Source organism: Pedobacter superstes, from assembly GCF_037622515.1.
Taxonomy (GTDB): domain Bacteria; phylum Bacteroidota; class Bacteroidia; order Sphingobacteriales; family Sphingobacteriaceae; genus Paradesertivirga; species Paradesertivirga superstes.
Genome location: NZ_JBBJCN010000002.1, coordinates 299,915 through 313,141, shown reverse-complemented (window position 1 = coordinate 313,141; position 13,227 = coordinate 299,915). Strand labels below are relative to the sequence as shown.

The window sequence follows — 13,227 nt, the reverse complement described above, 5'->3', positions numbered from 1 at the left end:
AAAATAGTCTGTAAAAAGATCGCTTTTGTGTCTTAATCGATTTTAAATACACGACCTTGTAAAAAGCCAGGATCTTTAACTAATCTTTTAATTAAAAGTCACCACAAGAATTATAAACAAATTTAGTATGTATAAAAAATATGGTATTGTTCTTATAAGTCTATTGTTGATGCTTGATTGTTATTCTCAGAGTGCCGATTATCAAGTAGGACAGAGAGTGGAGGCCTATAACGTAGGCTGGTATAAGGCCACAATTATCGAGATTGGTACAGGTACTTATGCCGGATATTTCAAAGTTGATTATGATGATTATGCGTCTCATCAATATCTGTCCGCATCGAACATTCGTGTAATAAAAGCCGCTAAAGAGTTAAACTATACAGCTGGGCCCCGGAACGGAAGATATACCATTCTTTCTTATGGGATCGTAAAAAATGCTCCGCTTATTTTAGGCTATTTTGATCTGAACAATCGAAAATATACCAGTTTTAACGCCGGCAAAACATCTATAGGTAAAGGAACTTATCGATATGATGAAAAAAGTAAAAACGTTATTTGGGAAAGCGGGCCATTAACTCAGTATGGTAGGAATGCTGCGTTTCAAATTACACGAGAGGGAAAGACCCACATACTGAGGATCAGATCTAATAATACAATTGGTACAAATAGTACAGACTAGCATATTACGAATCTAAGGTTGAATGTAAGGGGTTCAGTGTATAATTATGCCAGAAAATCAAGGCGTTTAATTAGTTCCCAATTCATTAATATCCTTTACGTCCAAAACTTGTTTATCGCCACCTTTAATGAGGCTGTTGATCATCGCCAGACCCACCTGTTTCAAGGTACTGGTACTATTGGGTAATGCAACTTTTAAGAAAGGATACAAGCAATATACTTGTACATTTTAGTGCATTCTTTTGGCCCGGAGCAAACCGGTTATAATAAACTTCATAAAAGCGAATGCAACGAAACTCCAGGCCTTTTATCCAAATTTGCAGGGGGAACATGCAGAGCACGGTTTTTTTTTACTTCCAGCAAAGGTTTGATTTTACTTTTGTAAACCAGGGATCACCCGATAGGAATCTCCAAGTAAGCGATGATTATTTTTCAAGTAAACTTAAAAGCTCTTTGGCTGCCTTCTCAGATGATGCCGGATTCTGACCTGTAATTAATAATCCATCTGTTACTACATAAGAGGCCCAATCTTCTTTTTTAGAATAGTTTCCCCCTTTGTTTTTTAATTCATCTTCTAACAGGAATGGAACAATTCTGCTTAATTGTACTGCTTCTTCCTCAGTATTGGTAAAGCCTGTTACATTTTTTCCATTAACAAGAGCTTCTCCATCTCTGCTTTTCACATTCAGTAAAACGGCCGGAGCATGGCAAACGGCAGCTACAGGTTTCCCGGCAGCCAAAAATTCCTGAATAAGTTTAATGGAGATGGGATCATTGCTTAAATCCCATAATGGACCATGTCCACCAGGAAAAAATACTGCGTCAAAATCATCGGAGTTTATTTCGCTGAGTTGTTTTGTATTTGCGAGCAGTTGTTTTAATGACTCATCAGCATCAAACCTTCTGGTCGCGTCTGTCTGGCTTTCGGGTTCTGCGCTTTTTGGGTCAATAGGAGGTTGACCCCCTTTTGGTGAAGCCAGGGTAATTTCTGCCCCGGCATCCTTTAATGTATAATATGGAGCTGCAAACTCTTCGATCCAAAATCCAGTTTTCTTACCTGTATTTCCTAGTTCGCTATGCGAAGTCAGTACAATTAAAATGTTCATTTTCTTATTGTTTACAAGACGTTAATTTATTGAGGAGTTTAATAGAATTTCAATTCAGGTTTAGAACAAGCTTCAGTGAGTTTCGTTTTTAAAGAAATTAAACAGTTTTGATTGAGCTATATCAAACATAATACAGAGTCAGTACCTGCTTCGGATTTCTCCGTTAGGGATTGCAGCGGATACCGGCCATGCGCCTAAGGCCTTGTGCTGTATAAGCGTAAAGCCCGGCCCGCAGGGAAACGGCCTGTCAAAAAGTAATAAAAATCAACATAAATAGTTATCAGATTATCAAAATGCATATTTTAGTCCGATATAAACGCAAATGACTTCTACACGATTTATCATATTTTTTCTTTTCTGTTTGTTAAATTTTACTGTTTTTGCACAAGTATCTGAAAGCAAAATTTCTATTATTCCGGAACCGGTCGAACTGACAAGGAATGAAGGTTTTTTTATTCTGCCGGAAGCAATAACGATCAAATCTGCCTCATCTCCAGGGGTAATGAATGCAGTCACTCTGCTCACGAAGAAAATAAGTACAGCAACGGGAAAAAGGGTAAATATTAGCAGTAAAGACGAAAATGCAGCTATCAGGTTCGAATTAAACAGGGAAGAGGATCCGGCTTTGGGAAAAGAAGGATATCGCTTAATGGTAAGTCCGAAAACTGTTTTGATAAAAGCCAACCAGCCGGCGGGCTTGTTTTATGGTGTACAAACCTTATTGCAATTGCTTCCAAAGGAAATCGAAAGTGAGAAGCTTAATGCGAGTAGCATCTGGAGCATTCCCTGTGTAAATATTGCAGATTACCCAAGATTTGTTTGGCGCGGATTGCTGTTCGACGTATCCAGGCATTTTTTTACCAAGGAGGAGGTAAAGAAGTATATCGATAATATGGTGAAGTACAAGTACAATTTGCTGCATCTCCATTTAACTGACGATGAAGGCTGGAGAATCCAGATAAAGAGTTTTCCGAAACTTACTGAGGTAGGAGCATGGAGGGTAAACAAAACCGGACAGTTCGGGACTTTTTCTCCTCCCACGGCGACAGAACCCAAAGATTATGGCGGATTTTATACCCAGGACGATATCAGGGAAATTATCAGGTACGCTTCCGACCGTTTTGTGAATATTTTGCCGGAAATAGATGTACCAGGGCATAGTCTTGCTACTGTGGTTTCTTACCCCGAATTGTCGTGTACCCCCGGTGTAGAAAAATACAATGTCCGGGCGGGCGAACCTATTATGGACTGGTCGAGGGGCGCTCCTCCGACTGCACTGATAGACAATACTCTTTGCCCTGCTAACGAAAGAGTTTATGAGTTCCTGGATAGTGTGATTACAGAAGTGGCCGCATTGTTCCCCTTTGAATATATTCATATGGGAGGAGATGAGGCACCGCATAATTTCTGGCAAAAGAATCCTGCTATTAAAGAGCTGATGCTGAAAGAAGGTCTTAAAACGATGGAAGAAGTGCAGGGATATTTTACGCGTAGGGTGGAAGCTATTGTGCAGGCTAAAGGAAAGAAATTTATCGGATGGGATGAGATTTTAGAGGGTGCCCCATCTCAATCCACAGCCGTGATGAGCTGGCGTGGAGTGGAAGGGGGCATAAAGGCAGCAAAGCTGGGCCACGAAGTGGTGATGAGCCCTTCGACCTATGCTTACCTGGATTACATGCAGGGAGATGTTGCTATTGAACCTAAAAATTATGCTTCTTTGCGTTTGAATAAAGCCTATCAATTTGATCCGGGCGAAGGGATTGCTGATAGTAAATTGATAAAGGGCGGGCAGGCAAATTTGTGGACAGAACAGATTTATACTATGCGCCATGCAGAGTATATGTTATGGCCGCGCGGTTTGGCCATAGCCGAATCGGTATGGTCTCCGGTAAACAGAAAAAACTGGACAAATTTTTACGGCAAAGTTGAAGATCACTTTAAACGTATGGATGTCGCGGAGATAAAATACGCTCCGAGTATGTATGATCCGGGTTTTCTCCCTTCTGCCGGTTCTGAGAATACCTTAGTTGTACAGTTAAATACAGAAATACCCGGACTTGATATTCATTACACCTTTGATAATTCTTTTCCGGATCAATATTATCCGAAGTACTCGGCACCCCTTGTTGTTCCAAAAGATGCGGTTTACCTGAAGGTGATTACCTACCGTGATAAAAAACCTATCGGAAGAATGATTACGATGCCAATTAGTGAGCTTAAGGTGAGAGCGAAGAAAAAGTAGATTTCCACAGTTCAGCAGAAAAAGCTTTTTTCAAGAAGCCTGATTAAGCCCTCATATTTATCTGGTTTAAAATGCAGATTTAAAATGCCGGGTATTTATTTAGCCATGGCTCTTGCTTTCAATTCTGCAGACATATTCTCAATGGCATACCTGAAAGCTGTACGGGGCATTTGGAGTTTATTCTGCATTACAAAATTAAAAACCGTATTTTCATGAGTTTTACTCGCTACTTTCAGAGCCCAGCCATATCCCTTTTGTACAAGGTCATCTTTATCGCTCAACTGCAATTCGGCGATTTCCATAATCTCATTTACGTATTTCCCTTTTCGGGCCGGAACTATAAATGAAACAGAAGCAGCTCTTCTCATCCAGCGGTTCTCATCTGTTCCCCATTTTTTGAGATCACTTACATATTCCGGGTACATTAACAAAAAGCTGCCCACTGTATTATTGCAAAAGGTATCGCAGGATGCCCAGTTATCCACACAGCAGGAAATCCACTTTTCAAAGATTTTAAAGTCAGTTTTTTCAAATTTTTTACGTTGAGAATATGCCAAATCGCAGGCAATAATAGATTCTTCAAAATAACCCGAAGCCCATAAAACTTCACAAAACTTGAAAATATTTTCCTTGCTTTCTTTTTGAAGGTCTTTAAGAATGCTTTTTGTGAGCGATTTTATTGCCGGGACTTTTACTCCGTAAGCTTTTATAGGTTCTTTAAAAAACTTCTGTGAAGATTTCCGGACCGATTCATCTCCAAGATTGATTAGCTCTTCCCGTATTTGTTTAAGAAGGTTTTCCATAGGTGTTAAATTTAACGATACCGCCAATGCTGACCTAAAATTATTTAAGTATATTAAGTAATTAGTGGACCATAAACCTGGTATTGATTAACAATGTATTAAATTATCCGTTATATACGTATTGCTTTAAACGAATGTGTATGAAATCATTTCTGATCGCCAGCATTTTATTTTTGTTTGTTGAAGCGTGTAAAACAGAGAATTTAAGTAATCTTAATAAAGATATAGACCTTTATCAAAATGAACTGGTGCATCTTGATGCTAAACATAAATTAAATTTCGAAGCAACGGAGATAAATGATTCGCGATGTCCGGAAGGAGTAACTTGTGTCTGGGAAGGTTACGCTTCGGTAATCATAAAAGTGAAATCTGAAAATACCGATATCACGGACTTGAAATTATGCACAGGTGCTTGTAATGCTATAGGTTCTAAAGAATTGTTATTTAATGTGAATAACGACAGGTACAAAGTAAGTTTAATAGCGATTCAAAAAGGGAAGGCTGACCGGCTTAAGGCTGTTATCAGGGTTTCGGGTTATTAAGCCAGGCTGGCACATCCAAATTAAAACATGCCATTACCGTTTTTCGAAACTTCGGGAACAATTTGCAGTACATCCCAGTGCTCAATAATTTTTCCGTTATTATTAAAGCGGAAAATATCAATTCCTGCATAATCCTGTTCGCCGGGCCAGTGTTGTAAACAATGCAGCACAACCAGATTTGCTTCAGCAATTACTTTTTTAAATTCCACCTGCTTTCCGGGGTATTCTTCTGCCATTCTATTGAAATAGTCAATAAAACCTTGCTTTCCATCTTCAACATGCGGATTGTGCTGAATATAAGTATCGCCAACTTATTGGTTAACAGCTTCTTCTGGCCGGCTTTGATTAAACATTAAATCATAAAATTCGACAGCATTTTTTTTATTTTCCCTGCTCATCCTTATAAAACAAAAGAAAAAGCATTTGTTGCAGACCAATTCTTTTGGCTTAAGAAGAAATAGCTTTATTATTTTCAATCTCCTTCTCAGATCTAAATAATGAATGTTTAAACATCTATTAGAACAACGCTAAAAAGAATATAGTTGAGTCATCAATAGATACACCCGCACCTACCTCTAAAAATGAAAACAATACAATTAAACTCGTGGTCCGCCATTCACCAGAATGTTTTTTTACAAACTCTTTTATGGAGATCATGGAGTAGCTTAAATACTCTTTAACGGTATGTTTAGAGATATTTAAAATGTCAGCCGTTTCCTCATAACTTTTACCCTGAATTTTACATAAGGTAAATACCTTTTGTTTTTGAGGAGACAGTGTTTCAACAGCTTTCTGCATTAACAAATATTTACACTCGAAGAGCTCAGAATCTTCTTCTTCTTCCGAATTATTGACAGATTCAGTAGTATTACATAGAGTAAGCGCACGAAGTTTTTGTCGCTGGAAGTTAACAGATTGATTAAAACTAATCACAAATAGCCAGCCGCTCAAACTTTGCTCCTGTTTGATACTGTGTCTTTTTTCCCATAATATGGTAAAGACTTCCTGGAGGATATCGGAAGCAGCCTGTTCATCTTTTGTGAGCTTCAACGCATTTTTGTATAGCCCCTTGTGGTATTTCCAATATATCGTATCAAACGCATGCGTATCGTTCTCCTGAATCCTTAAAACTAAATCTCTGTCTGCGCTCATCTTTATATCTGTTTTTAAGATGTTTCTTTTGGCTATCTGTTATTTTTACGGTAAAAGTATGGAAAATTGGCAATGTTGTTCGGTTTAAGGTGTAATATTTTCAAGATATGCGTGATTTTTATAAATTTTACCTCTTTTTGCTATGTAATTTTACTGTATTTTAAATATTTAGTAAGATTATGGCTAATTTTTTAGGATAATATTAAAAATATTAAAATATCATTAAAAATATTCTGATTATACCCCCTATTTTATTGTTGTTTTCGTTTTTATATTAAAACAATCAAGGTGGAAACTGAAAAAGAAAGATTAATCAGGGTGTTTAATGCTAAGTCATTATTAGAAGATGATCGAAGATGGTTGTCAGACTATCTTAACGACTCTGATCTTTCTGAATTAAAGGCTATAAGTTTAGAACAGTATTATGCCGGCGATCATTCAGATAATACTATAGACTATAATAAGTCTCAGCAAGTGCTTAATAAGATTCATTCAATAGGCTTTAGTAAGAAAGATAAGCCTTACGGAATGTTACTTAAGATTGCTGCATTGCTGCTGATCATATTGTCATTCAGTCTTTATTTTTTCATACATGATGAACAGGGATTTAATCAGATAAGTCATCAAGACACCACTGATATCCAACCCGGAGAAAATAAAGCCATGCTTACAATGGGAGACGGATCTCAAATTGTTCTCAATAAAGCGAATAGTAAATTACTTATTAATAAAGGGAACATAGCTATCAGTCAGGGAAAAGATGGCGAGGTGATATATAATGTACGTCAGTCTCCGGCTTCTCAAAATGCTAAGATCGAGTATAATGTAATTTCAACACCAAAGGCAGGCCGGTATCGGGTAACACTTTCCGACGGGACTTCGGTATGGTTAAACTCTAATTCGTCTATTCGTTTTCCAACTATTTTTAGCGGAAAGGAACGTAAAGTAGAAATAAGCGGGGAAGTTTATTTTGAAGTCGCCAAAAACCGAAAAGTTCCTTTCCGGGTAGTGTCAGCTAATCAAATAGTTGAAGTATTAGGTACTCATTTTAATGTAAATGCCTATGCTGATGAAAGTTATGTTAAAACAACCCTGCTTGAGGGGAGTGTAAAAGTGTACAAAGGCGCTGAAAGTGTATTGTTAAAACCAGGGCAACAGTCGCAAACCGCAAAATCCATCAGTATTATAAACTCTGCGGATTTGGAGGCAGAAACCTCCTGGAAAAATGGCATGTTCTATTTTAAAGATGCTGATATAGCAACTGTAATGCGCCAGGCAGGCAGGTGGTATGATCTGGAAGTTGCCTATGAAGGAAAAATGCCTTTAAAGCAGTTTAATGGAAAGGTGCCTAATAATATAGCACTCTCAAAGTTTCTGGAAATACTTGATTTCTCGGGTATTAAATTCAAGATTGATGGAAGAAGAATTACTATTATCAAATAACAGCATAAATAAATAATCACTCACAATTAACCCTTAAAGACATGCAGAATAAACGACAGCAGAAATTTTAAAAGAGATGGTTGGCAAAAAAAACCGCAAAAGTGTTCGAGCACTTCTGCGGATAAATATAGGCTAACCCATTCAGATTACAGAAAGGCAAATAGGTATTAACCCAAACATTACAAATGTATGTATTTTATTACTTCCCATAAAGGTCTGAGCAATTCGTGCCTTTTCAAATCCAAAATTTTCCTGGTCATGCAAGCTACAATTGCTTTATTGCTGACATTACTTAGCCAGGTTCATGCGACAACATCGTCTCACATTACACTTAATGCAAAGGATGCTTTCGTCGAAAATGTTTTTCAATCCATTGAAAAACAAACAGAATTTACTTTTTTATATGATAAACTGGATATAAAAAGGGCTGAGAAAATAACGATCCAGTTAAAAGATGCTTCTATCGAGCAAGCGCTTGAAGCATGCTTTAAAAATCAGCCATTAAAGTATAAAATAATCGAGAAGACCATAGTGGTTAAAGGAAAGGAGTCGACCTTTTTCAAAACTGCAGAACTTGGTACTGCACTTCCTCCTGTTTCAATTGTGGGAAAGGTTGTTGATGATACCGGAGAAACTCTGCCCGGTGTGTCTGTTACAATTAAAGGTACCTCAAAAATGGCATTAACAGATATGAACGGTGATTTTAAGCTGATCGCAGATGAAAATGCAGTACTGGTTTTTTCATATCTGGGGTTTAAGCCCAAAGAGATGCCTGTAGGCAAAAACACCAGCTTGCGGGTGGTGCTGATGCCCGACGTAAAGGCCTTGAGTGAAGTTGTGGTTGTGGGATATGGCACTCAAACCAAAGAGGAGTTTACCGGATCGGCAGCGCGGGTTTCCGGCGAGGCACTTAAAGATGTGCCTGTACAGAGTTTTGAACAGGGATTAGCTGGCAGAGCAGCAGGAGTTAGTATCGGTCAGCCCAACGGAGCACTAAATAATGCCCCGGTTATTCGTGTCCGCGGCATAAACTCAATCTCTTTAAGTTCGTATCCACTGATTGTAGTAGATGGAATTCCAATTAACACTGGAAGTCAGTCTGGTAATACTACAGTAGCAAATAATCCTTTAGGAGATATAAATCCAGCAGATATTTTGTCTATTGATGTACTGAAAGATGCGGCATCTACCTCAATTTACGGATCGAGGGCTGCAGCAGGAGTGTTATTGATTACTACTAAAGCAGGAAAAGCAGGAAAACCAAAAGTTTCCTATGAAGCCTGGGCAGGTCAGTCAAATGCGGTTCGTCTGCCGAAAATGTTGAATGCCCAACAATTTATGGACATTAAGAATGAAGCCGTATTAAACGCTAAAATATTGGGCGGAAATGCCAATAATCCTTCAGTAGCATCAGCTTTATTCTTCCCCAGCTATAATGAAGATGGTTCAATGGTAAACACGAATTGGTATGATTATATATATCAGGAAGGAGTTTCTCAGAACCATAGTTTAAGCGTTTCCGGAGGTTCTGAAACCACAAAGTATTATTTTTCAGCAAATTACAGTGATCAGAATGGTATCCTGAAAACTAATGAATTTACCCGTAAAGGGGCTCGGTTCAACTTAGATCATAAACTTTCCTCCTGGTTAAATTTAACGGCGAATGTGACGTATAATAACACTTTAAACGCATCGCCAAATACAGGTTCTCTGACTGGTAATGCTTTTGGTTTAAGTGGTTCTGCCCGTTTAGCCTGGTTAACGGCTCCAAATGTACCGGGAATGAATGCTGATGGGTCATACAATGTAAATGGCAGTACCATGGGAATGAGTAATAATAAAGTTCAGAGTAACTTTTATAACCCGCTGCCAATGTTGGACTTAAATTATTATACCTCAGGCAATGACAGGCTCATTGGTAATTTCGGGGCTGGTATAAAGCTTTTGAAAGGGCTTGATTATAAGATGAATTATGGTATTGACCGCCTCAAAATTGAAAATGTGAGTTTTAACCACCCTATGAGTGGATCTGGTTTTCCAAATGGAAGCGCTTCAAACAGTGCCAGGTTAACAGACAACTGGAACTGGACGAATACCCTGACTTACCAAAAAACTCTGGCAAAGCATAGCTTTTCCGGGTTACTAGGTTATGACGTTCAAAAATTTAACAATTCAGGATGGGGAATTACCCGTACCCAGATCGCGGATCAGTTTTTTAATGAGATCCAGGGTAGCTGGGGTGCAAATGCGCCGACAGCAAATTCTTTAAGTGAGAGAGCCTTTGCATCATACTTTTCCCGTCTGACTTATGACTACAGTAAGAAGTATTTTCTTACAATTAATTTCAGACGTGATGGAAACTCTGCTTTAGGTGCAGGAAGAAAATATGGAAATTTCGGTGGTGCTTCTGCAGGTTGGGCTCTTTCTGAAGAAAAATTTTATGATGGTTTATCCCTGGCGAAAATAATGAACAGTGTAAAATTCCGCGGTAGCTGGGGCAGGGTTGGAAATGGAAATCTGGTAGAATCCTACGGTTCGCAGGCTCTTTACGCCTCCGGTTTATATGCGGATGCCGCAACATGGACATTTGATCAGGGTGGAAATCCCGACTTAGGGTGGGAGACCAGCGATCAGACAAACCTGGGCGTAGATTTAGGGTTTTTAAACGACCGCTTCCAATTAGAACTAACATATTATAATAATAATGTAAACGGTTTAATTCTCAACGTTCCTCAAACTCCTTCAAAAGGTATTCCGGGCAACGCCATACTTCAAAATGTAGGGGCGATGTATAATAAAGGATTTGAAGTAGCAATTAATGCAAGAGTCGTAAATAAAGGCAAGTTTACTTATAGCACTAACTACAATATCACCTTTAATAAAAATAAGGTTACAGAATTATTTGGAGGAGCCAGAGATGAAATAATCGGGACAACTGCTACAGCTGCAGAAGCTTCTAATATTACCCGTGTGGGTGAGTCGGTAGGAAGCCTGTACGGTGCCAGAACCAATGGTGTAAACCCTGCTAACGGTCAGCGTATATTCATCAACAAAGCCGGTGAGCAGATTCAATATAGTCAGGTAGTTGCTCCGGGCGCCAGTCGCTGGACTTATTTAGACGGTACCGCCGCCGCACCTATTGGAGTGGATGATTATTATCTGGCTGGAAACGCGCTTCCTAAATTTTACGGAGGGTTTAATAATAATTTCAAATATGGGAACTTCGATATGGGGCTGAATTTTACATTCGCGGGCGGCAATTACATTATGAATGGTTCGAAAGGAACATTTCGTGATCAGCGTTTCTGGAATAATACCACAGAGGTATTCGAAAGATGGACCACACCTGGTCAGGTTACCGACATTCCACGGCTAGTATATGGTGATTTACTTTCAAACGGATCATCGTTCCCCATCTCAGAAAACGTTGAAAAGGGAGATTTTATCAGGCTTCAAACTGTGTCTCTGGGATACAAAGTGCCTGCTAAATTATTCGGAAAGTCCGGAATATCTTCTGTAAGGGTTTACACTCAAGTTTTAAATGCTTTTTTAATGACTAAATATTCGGGTTTAGATCCTGAGATATCTGTAAATGGAAACAGCAACATTACTCCTGGTGTAGACAAAAACTCCGTTCCTCAAGCAAGAACAATGACCTTCGGAGTAAACATAGGATTTTAGCATTTAGATACAAAAAGATGAAAAGAACGAATAGAATATACACAAAACCATATATGTTCAGAATTGCATGTATTGCTTTAGCTCTAAGCTTAGTGTTAACTGCATGTAATGAAGAGGAACTATTAAATCCGGTCCCGGAGACATCTCTTGGTGCAGATTTCCTTTTTGCCAATCCAGAAAGGGTATTGGGTCAGATAAACGGAATGTACGCGGGCGTAAAAAATGGCAGTTTTTTAGGCGGCAGAAATCTGATGCTTAATGACATAAGAGGGGAGGATTTTCTAAACCGCACCCAGAATGTGTTTACTGGCTATGATGCCTGGCTCCATACTGTTAATTCGGGTTCTGCAGATGCAGTTAGTACCTGGGGCGCGGCCTATACAGCAATTAATGCGGCAAATCTGCTAATCGATGGGTTGGCAGCTCACCCAAATGCTGTTAACTCTGTTTTAGCAGCTCAATATATTGGCGAAGCAAAGTTTGTAAGGGCCCTTTGTTACCATTATTTAACTACAATGTATGGTCAGCCGTATTTAAAAGACAATGGGGCGTCACCTGCTGTGCCGCTCCGGTTAAAAGGAGAAAGTACAACGGCCAATAATGATTTGGGACTTAGTACGGTGGCTGAAGTATACACCCAGATTCTTAAAGATCTGGATGAGGCCGAATTAGCCTTGCCTTTAACGTATTCCACCCCGCTTTTAAATACAACAAGAGCCCATAGAAATACGGCTATTGCTTTAAAAACGCGCGTGTATCTTTCAATGGGTAATTATGCTAAGGTGATCGCTGAAGCCGGGAAGATTGTTTCTGATGCTTCTCCATTCAAAGCCTTAACAGGAGTTGCCCATCAGTTGCAGCCGAATATCGCGACCATTTTTTCAGAAAATTACACCACGGTTGAATCTGTTTTCTCTATGCCAATGACACAATTAAATAATGTTGGCGGTCAAAGTGGTCTGGCTACGGTGTATACCTCAACTTTTGAATATAATCTGAATCCTTCAGGTATTTATGGAGATCCTTCATGGAGAGCTACAGATGCCAGGAAGGTGAATTTTACCACTGCTAAAATTGGAAATACCACCGGTCCTTTTATTACGAAGTATAAAAAAGTAAGTCCCAATTTGGATTATGTTCCGATTATCAGATATGCAGAGGTTTTGTTGAATTATGCTGAAGCAGCGGCCAAAACAGGTAGCCTGCCTAAAGCTATCGCTTTATTAACAGCTGTCAGAACCCGGTCGGATGCTACTTACATATTCCCGGCCGAGGCGGTGGCGACACCGGAGGCTTTAGTAAGTACGATCTGGATTGAAAGAAGAATAGAACTGATAGGCGAGGGCTTCAGAGCGAGAGATATAATGCGTAGTTTATTAACCTTTCCTGCGAAGGGTAGTGGTGGATTAAACGCACCGGCAATCTCACTTTCACAGCCTGAGTATGTCTTCCCGATTCCAAATTCGGAACGTTCAACCAATAAAGGATTGTAAGAATTGTCCCGATAAGCTGAAAATAGATTCAGTATATGGGACTTTTGATACAGCCTCAACTAAATGTATTTAAATAATATAACCATT

General features: G+C 39.1%; 10 protein-coding genes. 6 read left to right on the top strand and 4 right to left on the bottom strand.

The genetic code is table 11. The features are described 5' to 3' along the window. Positions 1–127 precede the first annotated feature (127 nt). A complete protein-coding gene (locus WG906_RS06655) occupies positions 128–679 on the top strand; it encodes a hypothetical protein (protein WP_339991769.1) in 552 nt (183 codons plus the stop codon). A 424-nt stretch (positions 680–1,103) separates the two neighbouring features. Here the strand turns inward: WG906_RS06655 and WG906_RS06650 are convergent, their stop codons facing one another. Further along, entirely contained in the window at positions 1,104–1,784 is a 681-nt protein-coding gene (locus WG906_RS06650) for a type 1 glutamine amidotransferase domain-containing protein (RefSeq protein WP_339991768.1), read from the bottom strand. A gap of 322 nt (positions 1,785–2,106) precedes the next feature. Between WG906_RS06650 and WG906_RS06645 the strand changes: the two genes are divergently transcribed. Then, entirely contained in the window at positions 2,107–4,026 is a 1,920-nt protein-coding gene (locus WG906_RS06645) for a beta-N-acetylhexosaminidase (RefSeq protein ID WP_339991767.1), read from the top strand. A gap of 95 nt (positions 4,027–4,121) precedes the next feature. Here WG906_RS06645 and WG906_RS06640 read toward each other — a convergent pair whose 3' ends face one another. Beyond that, positions 4,122–4,829, bottom strand: a complete 708-nt coding sequence (locus tag WG906_RS06640) for a DNA alkylation repair protein (protein WP_339991766.1) — start codon at positions 4,827–4,829, stop codon at positions 4,122–4,124. A gap of 140 nt (positions 4,830–4,969) precedes the next feature. Between WG906_RS06640 and WG906_RS06635 the strand changes: the two genes are divergently transcribed. Beyond that, positions 4,970–5,371 carry a hypothetical protein gene (locus WG906_RS06635; protein WP_339991765.1) on the top strand — a complete coding sequence of 134 codons (402 nt, stop codon included), beginning with the start codon at positions 4,970–4,972 and terminating at the stop codon, positions 5,369–5,371. A 20-nt stretch (positions 5,372–5,391) separates the two neighbouring features. Here WG906_RS06635 and WG906_RS06630 read toward each other — a convergent pair whose 3' ends face one another. Both WG906_RS06630 and WG906_RS06625 read right to left on the bottom strand, forming a co-directional pair. Beyond that, on the bottom strand, positions 5,392–5,667 hold the full coding sequence (locus WG906_RS06630; protein WP_339992257.1) for a nuclear transport factor 2 family protein: 276 nt from the start codon (positions 5,665–5,667) through the stop codon (positions 5,392–5,394). A 220-nt stretch (positions 5,668–5,887) separates the two neighbouring features. After that, positions 5,888–6,523, bottom strand: coding sequence for an RNA polymerase sigma factor (locus WG906_RS06625; protein WP_339991764.1), 636 nt, complete (start codon positions 6,521–6,523; stop codon positions 5,888–5,890). 288 nt (positions 6,524–6,811) lie between these two features. On the opposite strand from WG906_RS06625, the gene WG906_RS06620 reads away from it, so the two are divergent. From WG906_RS06620 to WG906_RS06610, 3 genes are all read left to right on the top strand, one after another. After that, entirely contained in the window at positions 6,812–7,966 is a 1,155-nt protein-coding gene (locus WG906_RS06620; RefSeq protein WP_339991763.1) for a FecR family protein, read from the top strand. 258 nt (positions 7,967–8,224) lie between these two features. Continuing rightward, positions 8,225–11,647: a TonB-dependent receptor gene (locus WG906_RS06615; protein WP_339991762.1), complete on the top strand. Its 3,423-nt coding sequence runs from the start codon at positions 8,225–8,227 to the stop codon at positions 11,645–11,647. A 17-nt stretch (positions 11,648–11,664) separates the two neighbouring features. Further along, the gene (locus WG906_RS06610; RefSeq protein ID WP_339991760.1) at positions 11,665–13,140 is read left to right on the top strand and encodes a RagB/SusD family nutrient uptake outer membrane protein; all 1,476 of its coding nucleotides are present in this window, start codon (positions 11,665–11,667) and stop codon (positions 13,138–13,140) included. The last annotated feature ends 87 nt before the right edge of the window (positions 13,141–13,227 follow it).